Raw genomic sequence first — 18980 nt, 5'->3', positions numbered from 1 at the left:
ATGACCGTAAGCGCAGGTGAGCCGGTGGAAATTGAAACTTCCGGCGCCCTGACGCAACAATGTTGCGTGCCCAGACACCGCCTTACATTGGATGAGATCGACCATCGTCTGCTCGACGAGCTTCAGCGCGACGCAAGCCGGTCCCTGCGGGTCCTGGGCGAGAAGGTGGGACTCTCAGCCAGTGCCGTGCAACGACGAATAGACCGCTACCGGTCGGCGAAGGTGCTGACGCGCCACGTCGCGGTGCTCGACCCTCGTCGCACTGCCGACATCGTGCTGGCGGTCGTCCTGATCACACTCGAACGCGAGTCCAGCGGGCACCACGACGCGTTTCGGCGCCGCCTGCTCGCGGTGCCCGAGGTACAGCAGGCCTACGACGTCGCCGGAGAATGGGACTACGTCGTCCTGCTCGCCGCCACCGGCATGGACCGTCACAACGAACTCGCCAACCACCTGTTCAACGACGCACCCAACGTCAAGCGGTACACGACCATGTTCGTGCTCGACCCCCTTCGCACCGGCACCTACCTGCCCACCCGGTGACCCCTGGATCGATGGCCGCATGAGGATCGGCTACCGGGCATTGGGAACGACAGGGAGGCCGTGGTGGTGTGACCGCGCGATCAGCTCACCGTCCACCCGCAGTGCTGGCCCGTGTTCGGCGAGGTCATACCCGCCTCGGTTTTCGGTCGGCGGGACGCCTTCCATGGTGATTCGTGCGAGCCGGATTCGGCTCCGCGCGTCCACGACGGCATCCTCGACGGCCTCGGACTCGGTTGTCGGCCAGTACTGCTGGGTGATCGAGGTCCAGATCACTGTGAGCACGTCCCATCGACGGGGAGGGAGAGTTGATCGGGCAGCCACACCGAGGCAGGGGCGCGATCCACGATGACCGGATGGGTTCGGGCTGTGTCGAGCGCCGCGGCCAGCCGTTCGCGCCTGGCCAGGTCGAAGGGCCACACGAACGACGTCAGGTAGCGGCCACCTGCGGGCCGGGTCGCGTCGATGGGGTCGAGGTCGCAGCCGTGGCGCTCGACCACCCTCACTGCCTCGGGACGGATGCCGGCGGCCGTGGGAGTTCGGGGTGTCATACGGGCGAGTCTGCAGCCGCCAGCGGATTGCGACAAGCGCAACTCAGGCATGGTTGTCATGCGGTAAGCGCATAACGGGGCTCATGCCGTTTCCTGCCAGGCGGACCTTCCTGGATGCGGAGGGGCGTGAACCTCAGCAGCGGGTGACCGTGAACTCTGACGTCACTGGAGGTCGGGCTCGTGTGATAGTCGTGGATGGCCGCGACAAGCCCCCGAAGTCACCTTGCGGCCATCGGCTCCCGAGCGACCCACGACATCTCGGATGCCGCATATCGAGCCGTACAAACTGCCGGCAACAACGACCCGCCGTATCAGGTCCTGCCGGCGGCTGTCTCTGGCGGTGTCCGTTGAGTATTCCTCTGACGGACGCTCGCGTTATCTCATGGCGCGTGGTCGAGGGCGGGGTCGGCCGTTGCGAGGGCGCGGCCTTCGGCGACCAGATCGATATGCTCGCCGAAGTACGCCGAGAGGATGATGCTGCGGCGGGCGAGCTCTGTGGCGTAGGGACCCGACTCGTAGAGCGCCGGATCTGCGCGGGAGCGCGTCAAGGTATCAGTCGGGCCGAACCAGAGGACGGCGTCGACCTGTTGGTCAAAGGCGGGGTCGTCACCCATCACTCGGTGCGGCAGTTCCCGAGCGCCCAGCCAGGTGCCGTCGACTCGAGCCATCGATGGCCGGCGCCAGTCGGCAAGGTCCGCGTCGACTCTTCCGCCGAGGGCGGGGTCGGGCAGTGGGTAGATAACGTACAGGTCGTCGCGGTGCTCACGGTCCAGCAGCGTCGCGACGTTCGGGTCGTCGGGTCCGCTGTTGGCATGTACGCCGCGGCGCAGATGATCGGCCCCCGCGATCAGGACCGCGTGCCTGCCGGCGGCCAAGACCTCGCGCTCGACGAGGTCGGCGTAGAAGGCGTCCCGATCGACTGTCTCCGGGATGTCGGCCGCGCTGTGGACCTGTGAGAAGTCGATGTCGGGGTCACCGAGCAACACGCGGAGCCGGCGGTCGGCGGGCAGAGTTTCGTTGACTGCGCGTACCTTGCGGAAGAACGCCTCATACACCGGGGCGTCCCACAGGACTCGGCCCCCGATGGTGTCGCGCCAGATCTGGGACAGCCGGGCCTGGGGTACCTGCGCCAGGTCAAGGAGGAAGCGGTCGGCGATCGGCTGGTGGAGGGCGTTGCCGAACTCGACGACCAAGTCGTCGACCGCCACGACGAACGCGTCTCGCTCGAGCAAGCTCACGCATGAACTCGTGCCACTGCTCCATCTGGTGATACTCGCCCAGCGCCACCAACGGGTACTGCTCAACCGCATCGATCACCGCGTTGTACGGATCCAGGCGCTCCAGCTCGCCGCCAGCACCGCAGCCAGGTGAAACCAGCACGACAGTCGAACCAACACCGCCAAGGCAACCGTCGGGCACCGCCCACCCGAGACGTCGCGTCCACGAACCGGATCCTAGTGCCCTGCACCGGTGCAGGGCACTAGCCGGTCGCAGCCGTGCGCACGTTGTCGAGGCCCGGCTGCGGATCGACACCGCCGTGTCCATAGCCAGGGCGGCCGAGCGGACCTCGGACGGGCTGGTGGGTCCCGATCCATGTGCTGGCGCCCGGCCGTTGCCCTACCACTGGCGACCGGGCGCCCGGCCCCTCTCGGGCTGCGATCAACCCATGAAGTCGGCCTGGTGGTCGGTCGCCCACTGTGCGAGCGAACGGCCGGGGCGGCCGGTGACCGGGGTGACAGGGCGCGGCTGGTCGGGCGTGGTGAGTGTGTCGCTCCAGTAGTCGAGCAGCATCTTCATCACCGGCTCGGGGATGAACTGTTCGGTCTCGGCGCGGAACTCCTCGGGCGTGATCTCGATGAGTGGTACATCTCGGTCCAGGGCCCCAGCGATCGCGGCGACCTGTCCGCCGCGAGTGATCGCCTCTGGTCCGGTCATTGCGATGACCTCGCCGAGGTGGTCGTCGGTGAGCAGGGTCTCGGCGGCGGCTTCGGCGACGTCGTACTCGTGGATCGGCGCCTGAGCGGAGGCGAGGTAGGGGGCGCGGATCGGGGCGCCTGAGCGGATCTGCCAGGACCACGAGAGCAGGTTGTTGGCGAAGGTACCGGGACGCAGGATCGTCCATGCGTCAGTGCGCTCGGTGACGGCGGCCTCGACCGCGCTGTGGTGGAGCTGGCTTGCCGAGCCATTATCACGGGGGAACTCTCGGGCCGCCGCCAGCGAGGAGAGGACGGTGAAGCGGTGGACGCCAGCCGCGACCGCCGCGTCCACAAACGCCTCGACACCGTGGGCAGGGAAGACGAACACCCGGTCGACGCCCCCGAACACCTCGGGCCCGAGGGTCGAGGCGTCAGCCAAGTCGCCGGCGACGACCTCGACACCATCCGGGAGTGCGGCGTCCTCGGGCTTGCGCGTGAGGGCGCGGACATCGGCACCGCGCTCGAGCAGGGTGGCGACGAGGTGCCGGCCGACGGCGCCGGTGGCGCCGGTGACGAGGATGGTCATGTGGTGCTCCTTAGGTCTGCGCCGGGTTCTCCGGCGCCTTCACAACTCATACTTCACCGTGTTTAGGACGTATAGTGTCCTCAACTTACCTCACCTTTCGGAGGTGCTTTCGATGCTGGAGAGTGCTCCGACCGAACGCGCCCTGAGGTTGCTCGAGCTGCTCCAGGCTCGTCGCTCCTGGCCCGGCGGCGAGCTCGCGCGGCGGCTTGGAGCCGACGGCCGGACGTTGCGGCGCGACATCGAGCGATTGCGACGGCTGGGCTACCACATCGAGGCGAAGCGTGGCCCCGACGGCGGGTATCGGCTCGCGCGGGGCAGTGACCTACCGCCGCTGGTGTTCACGCCCGGCGAGGCGCTGGCCACTGCCGCCGCACTCGCGTCGTCAGCGGCCAGCGGCTCAGCGGGTGGCGGCGAGCTGACACTGACCGCGCTAGCCAAGATCGAGCAGGTCATGCCCGCGAAGGCACGACGGCGCGTACGGGCCCTTCGATCTTCTGTCTCGCTGGCGGACAGCCCCAACGCGGCGTCCGGCGCCTATCCGGCGCCGCTGGACGCCGAGGTGCTGGGTGCCCTCGCGCTGGCCTGCCGTGATTCTGAGCGGGTACGGCTGCGCTACATGCACACCGCCGGTCCCGAGGCCGGACAGGACCCGGCACGGCAGGTGGAGCCGGCGGCTCTGGTGCCGCGGGGCACGCGGTGGTTCCTCGTGTGCCGAGACCCCGAGCGTGGCTGGCGGGCGCTGCGAGTCGACAGGATCACCCGAGCCGAACCCACCGGGACCCGCTTCACTGCGCGGCCGGTTCCGGGCGGCGATCCGGTCGCGTTCCTATCGAAGCAGCTCGGCGCACCTCCGCGCACCCACCAGGCCACCATTCGCATACACGCCCCGATCGAGCAGGTGCAAGCCTATATGGGCGGCTTCGCCTCGGACTTCACCGCCGTGAACCTGTCGACGGGTGAGGCGGCGACGCTCTGGCAGATCGCCGACGTACGACTCGAGGTGCTCGCCGGAGGTCTGCTGTGGGTGCGCTGGCCATTCGAGGTGCTCGACTCGCCGGAACTCGTCGCGTTGCTTCAAGAGCGAGCAGGCGCGTTCGCATCTGCCGCGGGGAGCATGGCGCCCTGACTTCGGCTACGCGGCACCCCGCTGCCCGGGACCCCGTATGAGGATCGGGCGGGCCCGCCCCGGCGGCACCCGCACATGCAGTCTCCGCGCAGGCTTAGCCTTCACCTGTGGCGCCGATGATTCGAGCCGCGAGCCTGCGCGGTTTCGTGGCGCTGGTTCGTGAGCTCGGTGGCGATCCCGAGGCCTACCTTGGGCGCTTCGGCATCCCGGCGTCCATGCTTGAGTCTGCCGACGGATTGATCCCGATCACCGAGCACGACCTGATGCTCGATGCTGCCGCCGCTGAGCTCGATTGCCGAGACTTCGGCCTGCGGTTGGCCGAGTCCCAGGATCTCACCATCCTCGGACCGTTGGCGCTGGCCATCGAGTCGTCCGCAACGGTGGCCGAGGCCCTGCAATGCGCCTCCCGCTTCATGTTCATCCACAGTCCCGCACTCAGCGTCGACGTCGAACCCGACCCGCGTCGGCGGCGCGGTGTCGTCGCTCTGACCTACCGCAAGGACCTGCGCGAGTCCACCTACTCCCCACAGGCGATCGAGCTCGGGGTCGGCCTGTTTCATCACGTGGCGGCCCACCTGGTCGGGGGCACCACCGGCCTGCGGTCGGTGGAGTTCCCGCACCAGCCAATCTCGCCCGTGAGCCGCTACCTCGACTTCTTCGGCGTCGACGTGAAGTTCGGCTCGACCACGGCGGCCCTGCGGGTCGAGCGTCAGCTGCTGGCCCTTCGCTTCGCCGGTGCCGACGAGGCGATTCGACAGATCGCTCTGGACTACCTCGCCCGGCACTTCCCCGACCCCCACAGCCAGCTGTCCGCACAGGTCCGGCGCGTCCTGGCCGAGAGCCTCGGCGTCGTCGTCCCCTCCCTTGCCCGCTCCGGCCGCCTGCTCGCGATGCATCCCCGGACCCTTCAACGGCGGCTGGCGCAGGAAGGCACCACCCACGAGGCGATCCTGGACGACGTACGCCGAGAGGCCGCGCACCGCTACATCACGACCACAGACCTACCGCTGGGCCAGGTGGCGATGCTGGTCGGGTTCAGCGAGCAGTCGGCACTCACCCACGCGGTACGCCGATGGCACGGCACCAGTCCCCGCGAGCTCCGGGCTCGGCAACGCGCCTGACAGACTTGTCGTCTGAGAACAAGTACTTGACGCCGAGCCGTCGCAGGCTAGAAGCATGGTCACCCAGCAGTCCTCAACAACAGTGCTCACTGAGATCGGCGCACGGACGGTCCCCGAGTTCGACGGGGTCCACGACGTGTGGCCGCGCGGCGAGCGCTTGCGGGCCGTGCGCGACGCAGCATCGGCGTACAAGACCCGGTTCAAGGAGCAGGGCATCGTCCGCGCCGTGAAGTCTGTGGACATCGCGGCCGCGCCGTACCCCGTCAAGTACGCCTTCCACGACGCCGTGTCGGTCCCGACCCTCCCGCTGATCTCGATGATCAACCGGATGCTCGTCGTGCAGTACGACGACTGGAACGGCACGCCCCGCACGCTGGTTTTCGAGCCGACGGTCCCGGACGGGTCCGCCGAGGCGCCCTTCTATCGCAACCTGCAGGCGCTGGTGAAGAAGGTGCCGGGCGGGCACCTCATCGAGCAGACCGTCCTGAAGTACTACAACGAGCCAGGTGACGTGCTCGCCAAGCTCGGCCTGGCGCCGGACGACATCGACTTCTGCACCTTCGACCACCTCCACGTGCAGGACCCGCGGATGATCCTCGGCTCCACCGACGTCATCGAGGGAGAGACCTCTCCCCGCCAGCCGCTGTTCGGCGAGGCGAAGATGCTGGTGCACAGCCGCGAGCTCGCCACCCTCCAGTCGATGCACCCGATGCAGTGGGCGTGGTACGTCGAGGACGGCCTGGGCGGCGTCGACCCCGACAGGTTCGTGACATTCGACGGCGATATCGAACTCGGCCCCGGCGTCGCGCTGCTGTGGACCCCCGGCCACACCGACGGCAACCACTCGCTGGTCATCAACACCCCCGACGGCGTCTGGGTCTCCTCCGAGAACGGGATCTCCCTGGACAACTGGCAGCCCGAGCTCTCGAAGATCCCCGGAGTCCGGCGCTACCACGAGGCCTTCGGCCGTGAGATCTGCCCCAACGCAAACACCCTGGAGGACTCCCTCGACCAGTACGACTCCATGGTCAAGGAGAAGACCCTGGCCGACCCAAGCAAGCGCGACCCGCGCTGGCTGCAGATCCTCCCGTCGACAGAGCTGGCGCCCTGGAAGCGGTTCTGGCCGGTCGTCCCGACGTACTGCCACGGCGGCATCGAGTACGGCGAGATCAAGGCGGGTCAGCGATGAGCGCTGTCCGAGCGGGCGCCGTCGTCACCGGAGCGGGCCGTGGGCTGGGCAGGCAGATCGCCGAGCTGCTGATGAACCGCGGCCACACCGTGCTCGTCACCGATGTCGACGGCGCGGCTGCCGAGGCGACTGCCGCCGAGCTCGGCGACACGGCGTACCCCCGCGTCGTGGACGTGCGTGAGCACGCCCAGGTCGAGGCCGCCTGTGACGAGATCATCGCCAGAGCCGGGCGCCTGGACACCTGGGTCAACAACGCCGGCGTACTCGTCACCGGTCCCGCGTGGGACCAGCACCCCGACCAGCGCCGCATGATGCTCGAGGTCAACGCCCTCGGCACCGTCAACGGCACCGTGGCAGCCATCGACGCGATGCGCGGCTCCGGCGGCGGCCACATCGTCAACATCGTCTCCCTCGCCGGCCTCACCGCGGTCCCCGGCGAAGCCGTCTACTCCGGCTCCAAGCACGCAGCGCTCGGCTTCAGCCTCAGCACCATGGCCGACCTACGCGCCGCCGGCATCAAAGACATCGACATCTCCTGCGTATGCCCCGACGGCATCTGGACACCAATGCTGCACGACAAGCTCGACGACCCAGCCTCGGCCATGTCCTTCTCCGGCAAGCTCCTGCAGCCCGAAGAGGTCGTCGCAGCGGTCGGCAAGGTGCTCGACAAGCCACGGCTCGTGACCCCCGTTCCCCGCTGGCGGGGACTGGCCGCCCGACTCGGCGACGCCGTACCCGACCTCGGACTCGCAGCCGTACCGATCCTCGCCGCCCACGGTCGCCGCACACAACGCAAACTGCTGGCCAACGGCGGACCTCGAACCCGGGCGTGAGACCGCCTTGGCTGACACGGGCAACCTTGTCCGGGTTGGTGACCGAGTAGGGCGATGGTTGCCGTCGGACCGGGACGTCGACGACGAACCGCCGGGCCGCTCGGCCAGTGTCGTCGGCAGCCGTCGGCAGAGGGGAGGGCGCAGGGTATTCAGCGAACTGTTCGTGCGAGTGTTCGTCGTGATGGTCGCGCCCACAAGGTTGACCTCGGCACCTCGCGACCTCCGAGAGGCGGTGACGCGTGGCGGCCTGCGGGTGTCGGGACACGGCCTCACGCAGGCGGAACGCGACCGATCAGCTCATCAGTCCCGCCTCGTATGCCGCGACCACGAGCTGCGCCCGAGGCGTGCTGCCCAATCGCCCAACCCCGGCGCGTGATACACGAGAGTGATACACGAGGCCGCGGAATCCGTGGCCAACGGTGGTAGCCGATGAACTCAGGCGGCACGAATTAGGACTCTGACCTGCGGTTATGTCAGGCGACGCCCGCGATCCACGCGTGGGCCGCGCACGTGACACCAGTGGCACGCGGCGTACCCGACGCTCAGCAGCACCGGAACGTTGCGGGCCCGCGCCTGCGCGAACGGCTCCTCGCCCCACTCCCACCAGTCGACGGGATTCCCCTTGTGCTGCAGGAGATACGGGCTCGTCGCTGACGCCAGACGGTTCACACGACCATCCTCCACCATGCTCGGGATCAGCCCGTCGGACGAGAATCTCGACGTCGCGTGATACACGAGCCTGATACACGGGAGTGCTCGGAATCGCCGCCACCGAACACCAGCGGCAGGCAGTCGAATCTTGCGAGCCGAGGTAGGTAGGCACCCGCGTCAGAGGCGGCGGATTGACGCGGCTTCGCAGCAGCGCGACCAGCGGCATGGTCGGTCGTTCCTCGGGTCACCGTTCTCGCTGTGGACGCAGCTCGACTCTTGGATGATCTCTGTGTGCGGCTCGGCTACTGCTTGCCACAAGAAGACCGCCAAAGGATCGTCGCCGACCCCCCGACGTCGGCTGATGCGTTCACAGATGCCGTGGTCATGGCCGAGGGTTTGGATCCCGTCCTCACGGCGACCGAGCGGCGCCCTCGCCGCTGACGCCGGCAGCGCCCGCTCGTCGGCATGAGCGCGCACTTGGCGGTGTGGGCAGACGCGGCGGAATGACGCACCTTCGCTTGTCCCTGCAGCCCGTACGACGCGTTGGGCTCGCGCTACCCGCAGGCGGCGGCCGAGCCCGTCTGGGACGGGTTCGGCCGTACAACGCGGCTGTCAGGCCATCTCGGGGACGTGTAGGTGCGCGTAGGCCAGGTCGAACTCGTGCACGTCGATGATCTCGCCACTCGCCTCACGGGCTGCCCGGCTGCGCATGTCGTTCGCCGCCGCGCGGCTATCTTCCATCGCCGCCCGGGTCTCCCAGGCCGTGGTGGCGCAACCCAGGCCGGTCGACCGGTTCACCAGCAGGCTGGCACTACAGAATCCAGGTGTCTGCTCCAGCTCGGGAAGGATCCCGACCCGGAACGTCTCCGTCATGGTCTCGAGGTCACCCTGCAGCCAGCTGACTCGACAGCACTCGCCGTGGTGGGTGCGGTGCATGACGACGATCTCCCACTCGTCGACCTGCATGGAGGCGCCGAGAATGTCCCGCCCGCGATCGCGGATCGGGCGAAGCTGCTCATCGCTGGCGCCCATCGCCGCCTCGCTCTCCCACGAGCTGGTAGCGATGCACTGCCCGCTCTCGCGGTCGACCAGCAGCGAGAGGCCTCGACAGCCCTCGATTTTGCCGAGCGTGGGCCCGGCTTCGTTATTGACAAAGGTAATGCCCGCGTCGATGTTGTCGGGCCTCCCGTGGAACGTAGTGGAACGTGCGTACATGGCCCGCTCCTCTCTGGGACGGGGCAGTGCCCGTCCGGCACTGCCGGTTGTTCCTGCCTACTCCGAAATACGCGAAGACGCCATAGTCCGCTCCCGTTTTTCCGGGCTCCGTTTCGGTCAACTTTGCCCGCGCGAGACGAAGCGGAGGCATCACTCCGAGGTCGGGCTGGTTGAGTCGGCCTGGGGCGTGGCGGCATCGCTGCTCGTTTGTTTCCCCAGGCCGCTCGCCGTACCCGGTGTACGGCTCTCACCGCACCGGGCTCTCCATGGTTCTGACGTGGGTTGGTTCAGGCAGCGCAGACCCAGGGGTTTGCGGCCGGTGCTGAGAGACGTACTCGAGGTCATCCCGCGGTCTAGGGGCGGATCCTCCAGGCGCGATCGATCTGCTGGGTGATCCGGTTGCCGTCGGTGTCGGTGACGACCACTCGTACTGACGCGAAGCCGGGCTCGTCAGTCGCGGGAATCGCGGCGCGAAGCCGCGGTCCGGCCCGTTTCACCGGAGCGGTCTGCCAGGTTGCCCCGTCATCGAACGACACCTCGACCCGGGCCGTGAACCGGCCAGGTCCGGAGCCGCCCGGCTGATAACCGGGGACGAGGTCTAGTGGGTACGACGCGCCGGCCGGCATTGCGTTGTAGGTATCGGCGTCCAACGCGTACCCCACCTGGACCAGCGGCAGCACGTTGCCGGAGCGGTCCGTCCGGGCGGAGTCGAACCGCCACGCCGTCGACGTGCGGACCGACGTGTCCGACCAGTTGTCCCGACCGTTCACGGCCTCGAGGGAGAGCTCGTACTCGGCCCGACCGGCCGGAACGGTGTACTGGACCGTCGGCCAGTTCGACGTCCCGACGACCTTGCCCTCCCGCTTCAGCACGAGAGTGGATCGGTCGCCCCGGTACTCGTTGATCGTGCTGGTCAGCGAACCGCCGAAGTAGTAGTGCGGCAGGCTGATCCGGATCGCGTCGCGGTAACGAGTGACCGGCTGGTAGCGGTTGCCGAGGAGCGCCGCCGACGGTGCGCCCTCGGGTGCGAGCGGCACCGCCGGGTGGACCAGCGGCCCCCACCAGGTCTGGCCGTAGCGCTTGCCCGGTTCGTACTTCGTGGGAGCCGACGAGGTCCAGTATTCGCCCAGGCACATGTGCGGCTGACCGAACCGCTGCCACTGGACGCCCCTTGTGCTCACATACTCCGTCCGTACCAGCGGCCCACGCCGGACCGTCGCCATGCTGTTCGCCACGCCCATCCCGTCGACGTAGGGGATCCAGGACTCGGCCCGGATCTGGCGCTTGGAGTTCTGGCGGTAGTCGGACCGGACGACGGCCAGTGACGCCGGCCCGACGTCGTACGACGCCCGGTGGGGAATCCGGTTCCGCTCGGCGAAGGCCAGTTCGTACTGGTACGTCGCGTCGCGGAGGCCGGTCAGGCCAAGGTCCCGGGTCGGATCGTCGGCGAGCGCCTCGAGCAGGGCCCGGCCCGTGGCGTGGTCGAGCGTGTACACCGGCAGCGGATCCTCGCCGAACACCCCCTCGTCCCAGTACGGGTCGGACGTGTTGTTGTAGGCGAGCAGAAGCTCGGCCCCTGCGGCAGCCGCCGCGTCGGCCTGCGACTGCAGGTCTCCCCATTCGGTCCCACGGCTGACCAAGGCCGCCGCACCACTGACGTCGACCCGGTCGAAGTCCTCCGGCTTTCCTGCGCCGGCGTCGACCAGCGGCAGGCGGTGCTGTCCAACCAGCGGCACCTCCTCCGAGGCCAGCTGCGGTGAGCTGAGCCGGAAGCCGTCTCGACCGCGCAGGGTCGCCTTGAGCAGCGGCTGGGCCAGCTGCCACTCGGTGGCGAGGATGAACTTTCCGGTCCTCACCGGACTGCTGCCGAGGGTGTACACGCGCCTCTGGTTGCCCCAGCCCTGCGCGGCGATCATCGAGATCGACCGGTCCCCGACCGACCGGTGCCAGAACACGTCGAAGGCGTTCTGGTCGGCCTCTCGTGGCGTCGAGATCGTGATCGGCCGGCCCTGACGGGCGTCGAACCTGAGCCTGCGGTCCTTGTCGAGGCGCAGCTCGGGCATCCCGGCGATCGTGTGCTGCGTTGAGGAGAACCAGTCGCCGGCCATCTCGACGGACGCGACGAGGGAGTAGGTGCCTTCCGGCACATCGAAGGTCGCGGTGCCGTCCACGAGGAAGCTTCGCTCCGCTGTACCGGTGTCGAGGCTCCACAGGTCGACCGGGCCGCTCGCCGGCCGGCCGGCGCGGTCGAGCGCATCGACGGTCACCGTGTGGCTCTTACCCACCATCGTGAACCCGACCGTCGTGTGGATCGCGCTTCTGCGACCCTGGCCGAGCGGCTGGGCCGAGATGTTGCCGGCGTAGCCACCGGCCCTGGTCCGCCTCGGCACCAGTGTCACCTTGATGCTCGCCTCGCCGTACGCGGGCACGGTGACGAGGGATCGGCTCAGCCGGAGCTCCGGGCGGACCCGGTCGCTGCCGCCGGTGCTCGTGACGCCGTCGGACAGCCGGAGCCGGACCGGGCGGTTGCTGGTGTTCTCGTAGGTCAGGGTGCGGGTGACCGGCTTCGACGTGACGGGCGAATGTCCGAGGAAGACCGTCCCCTGGTCGACCGAGACGGGCGTGCGCACGGCGGCCGCGACGTCGACCCGCCCGCCTCCCTGGAAGGTGACCGGCTGGTTCCGCATCGTCCTGCTGGTCGACACCAGCCGTGCCTTGAGCTGAGCCGCGTCCCACTCGGGGTGCTGCTGGGCGAGGATCGCGGCGGCGCCCGCGACGTGCGGCGTCGCCATCGACGTACCGTTCAGCGATGTGTAGTGCTCGTCGATCAGGTTGCCGAGCGAGGTGCCGGCCGCCCGGGCGGCGATGATGTCCACTCCCGGGGCGGTGACCTCCGGCTTGATCGCGCCGTCCCCGATCCGCGGGCCACGAGACGAGAACGGCGCCGGCCGATCGTCCTTGTCGACCGCGCCGACGGTCAGGGCGAGATCGGCGGCCCCTGGCGCGCCGACGGACTGTCCGTCGGGCCCCGAGTTGCCGGCCGCGACCACGAACAGGCTTCCCGAGGATCGGGTGAGCTCGTTGACGGCCTGGCTCACCGGATCCGTTCCGTCTGACGCCCACGGCGTACCGAGGCTCATGTTGACCACGTCGGCGTCGTTGGCGACCGCCCACTCCATCCCGGCGATGATCTGGTCGAAGGTGCCCTCGCCGTTGTCCGCGAGCACCTTGCCGATCAGCAGGTCCGCGGCCGGAGCGACCCCCTTCTGGGCGCCGTCCGAGGCGGCCCCGGTACCCGCGACGGTCGCTGCCACGTGCGTGCCGTGGCCGACCCGGTCGACCGCGCCGCCGGACTCGCCGCCGGTGAAGTCGGCGGCGTCGACGACTCGCTCGCCGAGGTCTGGATGGTCGGGGTCGTAGCCGGTGTCAAGGACGGCGACCGTGGTGCCGTCGCCGTCGTACCCTCGCTGCCAGGCGTACGGCGCGCCGATCTGAGGCACGCTCTCGTCGAGGGTGGTCTCGACCTTGCCGTTGAGCCAGACCCGTGTGTCGTCGGCGAGCCGGGCGGCGGTGCCGGTGCTGGAGGCTACTCGAGCGCCCCGGATCTCCTCCCAGGTGGAGCGGAGCTCGGCCTTGTCGGCGGCGACGACAACGGTGTCGATGCTGTCGAGCTCCCGCACCTCGTCGGTACCCGCGGGTGCCGCCGGCGGCGCGGAGGTCCGCGCCCGGTCCGACGCCTCGATGAGCAGGGGCAGCTCACCGGTGGATGCGTCGTCGTAGCCATGGCGGGCGAGCAGGGTCACGTTGAAGAGGTTCGGGTCGAGGGCGCCGGAGGCGACGTACGGCGCAGCTTCGGCCGGTACGACGTGGACCTCGCCGTCGAGCTCGTAGATCTGGGCCGGACGCCGCTCGTCGACCGCATCCACGACCCAGGCCGCCTGCCGCCCCTTCGCGGTGGTGTGCAGAGCCACGACGTCGCCGGTCAGGAGCGTGATCCGGTGCGTCCCGGGGTCGCCGGCCCGCGTGGCGACGGCGTCCTCCGGCGGGGACGGACGCTGGCAGTCGACCTCGGCAGCGGCCGGGTGGGCGCCCGCCGCCGAGGTCGGGATCGGGGCGACAAGTGCGAGGCCAAGGGCGGCGAGGGCAACGAGCCCGCGTCGCGCGGTCATCGGCGGCGGCGAGTCCATGCCGCAAGCATGGCCGCGCGTGCTCCCGGTCGCGATGCGGTGAACTACCCAACTCATAGTGGCTCCCACGGTTGCCGGGGCGAGGGAATCAACGGGGCCGACGGTTCGTCGTCGGTGTCCGGCGTGGGCTCGGGCGGAGCGGACTCGCCCGTCACTTCCGATCGGCCGACCGCTTCGTCGACTGGGTCTCGCGGATCCATGCGCTCACCCTGCTCGGCAGCGGCGCCCTTCGCGATCCGGAGAACTACCCAATGTTGGTGTCGTCGTGCGCCAGATCCGCTTCGGTGATCGCGAGGGCGACGGCGGTCCGGGTACGGAGCTCGAGCTTCCGCATGACCGCGCTGAGATGTCGGTCGACCGTCCGCGGTGACAGGAAGAGTGCGTCGGCGATCTGTCGGTTGGTCATGCCCTGGGCAACCAGCCGAGCCACTTCGAGCTCGCGCGGTGACAGCTGGTTCCCGTAACCGCGGCGGCCACCTCGCCAGACCCGGGCCACGTCGACGCCGAGCTGGCGCAGCAGCAGGGCGACGCGATCGGCGTCCCAGCGGGCACCCAGGTCCTGCAGCCCCTGTTGGACGTCGACCAGGGTCTTCGTCGCCTCGTCGGGGCGCTCGGCGCCGAGCAGGCAGCGACCCAGCCGCTCGAGGGTCAGCTGCTGCTGGAAGGGCCGAGGGAGCTCGGCCCAGGTTGCGGCCGCCGTCTCGTAGTGGCCGATCGCAGTGTCGGGATCACCGGCGGCTTCCGCGACCAGGGCGCGACACACGAGCAGCGCCGCCCGCGGCGCCGGTGCTCGCCGCTCACCGAGGCCGGCGGCGAACCGGGCTACGAGCGCCCCGGCCGCTTGCGGTTCGCCGCTGTCGATCAGGCCCTGGATGTGCGCCAGCACGATCGACGCATCCCACGCCCACATCTGCTTCGCCTCCAGCGTCAGCATCGCGGGCTCGCTGATCTCGAGTGCTTCGGCGGGCTTGTCGTCGAGCAGGAGCAGCCGGCACAGAGCGGCGCTGGAGGTGACCATCCCGTCGATGATCCCGCGCCGGGTCAGCTCGGCGACTACGGCGCGTAGCTCGGCCTCGGCCGGCTGGCGTTCGCCGCCGGCGAGCTGGAGCAGGGCGCGGGTGTAGCGCGCCTCCAGCCGTGCCTCGGGCAGCGTGTCCTCGGAGTCGACGGCGGAGTCGATCCGCTCGGCCAGGCCCTGCCATCCGCCGCTGTGCCAGTCGAGGTACGCCGTGGTCAGCGCCGCCGAGTTGAGGAGCCGCTCGTATCCCGTCTGTCGCATCAGGTCGGCGGCCCGGTCCAGGGCCTGTCGCGCTTCGCTGTCGCGGCCCCAGGCGATCGCGACGTGCCCGACGTTCATCAGGCAGCGTGCGAACTGGCGCTGCTCAACCACGGTGCCCGTCCGGCCGGCGAGCTCTTCGGCAAGTGCCCAGCCTTCGTCCTCACCCAGCAACAGCAGCGCACATGCCCGATCGACCTCGAGCGTGGTGCGTTCGGGCCCGGGTGGCAGGTCGGGCAGCAGCTCGCTCGCGCGCCGGAGCCATTCGAGATGTTTGGCTCCGGACCACTCTCGACCACGCGGCCACGACAGCGAGATCATCGCTCGCACCACGAGCTCCGGCCGGCCGGACAGGTCCGGGATCGCGGCCGAGGTCTGTGCGGCCGCGTCGTCGAACTCGCCGAGCTGGAGCAGCAGCCGCCCAAGCAGCAGTCGCAGCTCGCCGCGGCTGTGCGCCTCGATGCCGTCGTTGTCCAAGGCGTCTCGGAGTGCCGCGGTCACCCGGCTCCCCAGCTCGCCCAGACCGGCGACGCCCCACGCGGCGCCCTCCCCGAGGGAGCGCGCGATCCGGATCCGGCGGTCGAGCGGGTGGGTCGCCGAGGACAGGAGGTCGAGGAGCAGCTCGACCGCGCTGCGGTCGTCACCCGACTGCAGCGCCAGCGCGGCGGCGGCCTCGGCGTACCTGCTCCAGGACGCCACGTCGTTCGCCTCCCGATAGTGGCGGCTGAGGCGGGCGACCGGCTCCGGGGTGGTACGCCGCAGCACCTCGGCCGCCTGTCGATGCAGCCGGCGCCGCTCCGACACGGGGATCGCCTCCTCGACGGCCCGCGACGCCAGGACATGGCGGAACGCGAAGCTGCCCGGGCGTACCTCGTGCAACAGCCCGGCGTCGAGGGCGCGGGCCAGCCCGGCACGGGCGTCAGCCGGGTCCAGGTCCGCGACCGCGGCGAGCACCGACTCGTCGGCGGGGGCGCTGAGGACGGCGCCGGCCTGCAGGATGGGCCGGGCCTCCGGCGCGAGCCGCTGCACGCGCTCCAGGACCGAGTCGCGCACCGTGGGCGGCACCTGCAGCTCCTCCAGCGCCCGGCGCGACCAGCCCCCGCCCCGCCAGACAATGTCACCGCGATCGTGCAGCAGCGCCAGGGTCTCCTCGACCGCGAGCGCGACACCGTCGGTGCGCTCGCGGAGAAACTCGACGAAGCCGTCGGACACCCCCGAGGTGTCGAACGTCGCCGCAACCAGCCGGCCCACCTCGGCCACGCTCAGCGGGCCCAGCTGGACCCGCGTCTGGGACAGGTGCGGCGCGGAATGGGAGGTCAAGCGCCACAGCAACGAGCCGTCCGGAACCTCCTGCGGACGGTAGGTGAGGGCCAGTCCGACTCGGGCAGACGGCGACGACGCCAGCATCAGTGCCAGCTCGAGTGTGGCTGGATCGGCCCACTGGCCGTCCTCGATCACGAGGATGACGACGCCGAGGCGGTCCAGGACCTCGCTCAAGGCGCGCAGCAGCCGATGGCGGGTCGCCATCGGGTCGGGCAGCGGATCCGGAGCCGGCGGCAGGTCGTCGCTCCACTCGGGCATCAGCTGGCGCAGCGCCCCCGCCAGCGGGCTCAGCTCGAGTCCGCGTACCGAACGGCGACGCACCGCCTCGAGAACCGGGCCGAGCGGGAACTGCGGCTCCACGGGCGGGCAGGCGCAGTGGAGTACGGCGTCGCCGGCCAGCTCGGCCCGGCGTCGGGCCTCGTGCAGCAGCCGCGACTTGCCGACGCCGGCGTCTCCCTCGATCAGCAGCATGGCCGGCGGACCGAGCAGGGTCTCCACGACCGTCGTCAGCTCACGCTCCCGGCCGACGAACGCCGCGCCGTACCCCGTCCGCCGACCACTCACGCGTCGCCCGCCGGTCGGTCGCCCGTGGTCGGGATCAGGGGTCTGCCGATGGTGATCCGGTCGCGGGCAGCGGCAGCGGCGGCGAAGCGGTCGTACGGATAGCCGGTGCCGCCGCTGCTGCCGCGGACCGACTCGATCCCGTCGTCGCCGAAGGTGTAGCGCATCGGCTCGCCGCGGGAGCCGAAGCCGTTCTCGCCCATCATGCGCAGCGTCCGGTCGTCGACGACGGTCAGCGCGGTCGGTTCGTGCGTCGGGTCGTCGGCTGTGGGGTCCAGCAGGTACAGCCGGTCGCCGAACCGCGCGACGTCCGTGACGCTCCACAGGCTCGCGAAGCGGCCGCGGAAGCGGTCCAGGTCGACTCCCTCGGGGACCGGCTCGGAGTCTGCCGGGTCGAGCGCCAGCCCGAGGAGCCGGAAGAACGTCGTCACGCACGCGCCGGCGGCGCCGTCGATCGCGTTGGTCAGGACCGACACCGCCAGGCGGTCGACCGGGTCGAGCTTCGTGTTGGTGATGTGCCCGGGATAGCCGCCGCCGTGCCCCACGACCCGGCGGTCGCCGACTGTGCTGACATCGAAGCCCAGCCCGTACTCGCTGTCGCGCCCGGTCGTCCACTGGGACCGCTGCATCCGGCGCTTCGAGGTGTCGGTCAGCAGCCGCTCGTCGCCGTGGAAATGGCCCGCCGCATAGCGGACCAGGTCTTCGGCCGTGCTGTAGAACCCGGTCGCGGCGGCCATCGCCGCGGTGTCGACGTGCTCGATCGGGATCCGGCGCTCGGCGTACGCCAGGGCGCTGTAGCCGGTTGCGTACTCCCCCGCCCGCGCGGGCTCGTACTCGGGTCCGGTGTCCGCCAGCTCGAGCCGGTCGACGATGTGCTCGCGAACGTAGGCGTTGTAGGGCTGTCCGGACGCCGCGGCAATCACCATGCCCAGCAGTGAGTAGCCGACGTTGGAGTACTTGAAGCGATCGCTGATCGGCAGCACGTCGGCGTCGTCGAGCCCCATCGCCTGCACGGCGGCCTCGTCGGGGAACTCCCGGAACAGCTGCCAGTGGTCGCCATCGCGACCGTCTCGGGTCACGCCCGCGCCGTGCGCCAGCAACTCCTGGACCGTCGCCTCGGCAAGCGGCGACTCCCGCAGGAACGGCAGCCACTGGGCGACCGTGTCGTCGAGCCGGAGCGAGCCGCGTTCGACGAGCTGCAGGACCGCCGTCGCCGTGAACGTCTTCGAGTGCGAGGCGACCCGGAACAGGTGGCGTGGCGTCAGCGGACTGTCCGACTCGAGATCTGCCACGCCGTACGCCGACGACAGCAGCACCTCGTCGCCGTACAGCACGGCGGCCTGGATCCCGGGGATCCGGGCGTACCGCTGCCGGAAGCTCAGCCAGGTGTCGAAGTAGCGGACGGCGTCGACGACGGCGGCGCGACTCAGCTCGGTCATAACGCCGACGCTAGCGGGTCACTCCGAGCGCGGCCCGGGCCCGCGGGGACATGGCCGGCGGTTCGTCTCCACCCCGTCGACCGGCGTTGCCCTCCGGTGACTCAGGGCCGCAGGACGTCGCGCCATAGGTCGAAGACCCGGTCGATCTCGGCGGGGTCGACGAACGTGTCGAAGGTGGACTTGGCGCGCTCACGGCTCAGCGGGTCGCGCAGGACCGAGGCCGTCCACTCCAAGCCGTTCACGGATCTTGGAGCCTTTGGCCAAGATGAGCGCAGGGACCTCCGCGACGTGCATCTTTGCCGACGCCCGCGGGTCGGCGAAGTCGGTGATCGTCATGCGTGATCGATCGAACGCCGCGAGCTCGAGGCCCAAGGCGTTGCCGACGGTGAGTTTGCCCTGCGCTGGTTGAACCGCATCTGTGGCACGTCGAGGTCGGCCGTGCGAAGCAGGACGGCGTGGGCTCCGA

The 18980-nt window shown here is 69.9% G+C and carries 14 protein-coding genes and 1 pseudogene; 5 read left to right on the top strand and 10 right to left on the bottom strand.

The annotated features are described in order from the left end of the window. Complete coding sequence (locus tag DDV73_RS20425) at positions 1–543, top strand: Lrp/AsnC family transcriptional regulator (RefSeq protein ID WP_109509106.1); 543 nt, start codon at positions 1–3, stop codon at positions 541–543. Between the two features lie 30 nt (positions 544–573). On the opposite strand, the gene DDV73_RS20420 is transcribed toward DDV73_RS20425, so the two are convergent. From DDV73_RS20420 to DDV73_RS20405, 4 genes are all read right to left on the bottom strand, one after another. Further along, positions 574–816, bottom strand: coding sequence for a hypothetical protein (locus tag DDV73_RS20420; protein ID WP_161962477.1), 243 nt, complete (start codon positions 814–816; stop codon positions 574–576). Continuing rightward, the gene (locus DDV73_RS20415; RefSeq protein WP_161962476.1) at positions 813–1091 is read right to left on the bottom strand and encodes a DUF2332 family protein; all 279 of its coding nucleotides are present in this window, start codon (positions 1089–1091) and stop codon (positions 813–815) included. The genes DDV73_RS20420 and DDV73_RS20415 overlap by 4 nt, the downstream gene beginning before the upstream one ends. A 380-nt stretch (positions 1092–1471) precedes the next feature. Continuing rightward, the gene (locus DDV73_RS20410; RefSeq protein WP_109509103.1) at positions 1472–2329 is read right to left on the bottom strand and encodes a hypothetical protein; all 858 of its coding nucleotides are present in this window, start codon (positions 2327–2329) and stop codon (positions 1472–1474) included. Between the two features lie 421 nt (positions 2330–2750). Beyond that, a complete protein-coding gene (locus tag DDV73_RS20405; RefSeq protein WP_109509102.1) occupies positions 2751–3593 on the bottom strand; it encodes an SDR family oxidoreductase in 843 nt (280 codons plus the stop codon). Between the two features lie 112 nt (positions 3594–3705). Between DDV73_RS20405 and DDV73_RS20400 the strand changes: the two genes are divergently transcribed. The 4 genes from DDV73_RS20400 to DDV73_RS20385 all read left to right on the top strand — a co-directional run bounded on the left by DDV73_RS20400 (position 3706) and on the right by DDV73_RS20385 (position 7862). Beyond that, positions 3706–4719, top strand: a complete 1014-nt coding sequence (locus DDV73_RS20400; RefSeq protein ID WP_161962475.1) for a helix-turn-helix transcriptional regulator — start codon at positions 3706–3708, stop codon at positions 4717–4719. 116 nt (positions 4720–4835) lie between these two features. Continuing rightward, entirely contained in the window at positions 4836–5840 is a 1005-nt protein-coding gene (locus tag DDV73_RS20395) for an AraC family transcriptional regulator (protein WP_109509100.1), read from the top strand. A gap of 55 nt (positions 5841–5895) precedes the next feature. Beyond that, entirely contained in the window at positions 5896–7029 is a 1134-nt protein-coding gene (locus DDV73_RS20390) for an MBL fold metallo-hydrolase (RefSeq protein WP_109509099.1), read from the top strand. Further along, positions 7026–7862, top strand: coding sequence for an SDR family oxidoreductase (locus DDV73_RS20385; protein ID WP_109509098.1), 837 nt, complete (start codon positions 7026–7028; stop codon positions 7860–7862). Before DDV73_RS20390 ends, DDV73_RS20385 begins: the two co-directional genes overlap by 4 nt. Before the next feature lie 507 nt (positions 7863–8369). Here DDV73_RS20385 and DDV73_RS20380 read toward each other — a convergent pair. From DDV73_RS20380 to DDV73_RS28055, 6 genes and pseudogenes are all read right to left on the bottom strand, one after another. After that, a pseudogene (locus tag DDV73_RS20380) lies at positions 8370–8549 on the bottom strand (DUF255 domain-containing protein); the annotation flags it as partial. Positions 8550–9125: 576 nt separating this feature from the next. Continuing rightward, positions 9126–9728 (bottom strand): antibiotic biosynthesis monooxygenase, encoded by a 603-nt coding sequence (locus DDV73_RS20375; protein ID WP_109509097.1) that lies wholly within the window; start codon positions 9726–9728, stop codon positions 9126–9128. A 353-nt stretch (positions 9729–10081) separates the two neighbouring features. Further along, the gene (locus tag DDV73_RS20370; RefSeq protein WP_161962474.1) at positions 10082–13915 is read right to left on the bottom strand and encodes a S8 family serine peptidase; all 3834 of its coding nucleotides are present in this window, start codon (positions 13913–13915) and stop codon (positions 10082–10084) included. 244 nt (positions 13916–14159) lie between these two features. Further along, positions 14160–17078 carry a helix-turn-helix transcriptional regulator gene (locus tag DDV73_RS20365; protein ID WP_109509095.1) on the bottom strand — a complete coding sequence of 973 codons (2919 nt, stop codon included), beginning with the start codon at positions 17076–17078 and terminating at the stop codon, positions 14160–14162. Then, complete coding sequence (locus tag DDV73_RS20360; protein WP_109509094.1) at positions 17075–18514, bottom strand: serine hydrolase domain-containing protein; 1440 nt, start codon at positions 18512–18514, stop codon at positions 17075–17077. Before DDV73_RS20360 ends, DDV73_RS20365 begins: the two co-directional genes overlap by 4 nt. A gap of 101 nt (positions 18515–18615) precedes the next feature. Then, positions 18616–18756 carry a hypothetical protein gene (locus DDV73_RS28055; RefSeq protein ID WP_154402831.1) on the bottom strand — a complete coding sequence of 47 codons (141 nt, stop codon included), beginning with the start codon at positions 18754–18756 and terminating at the stop codon, positions 18616–18618. Positions 18757–18980: the final 224 nt, after the last annotated feature.

Source organism: Nocardioides speluncae, assembly GCF_003121585.1.
Classification (GTDB): Bacteria; Actinomycetota; Actinomycetes; order Propionibacteriales; family Nocardioidaceae; genus Nocardioides; species Nocardioides speluncae.
The sequence above is the reverse complement of the archived record's forward strand: the minus strand, read 5'-3'. Positions and strand labels throughout refer to the sequence as shown.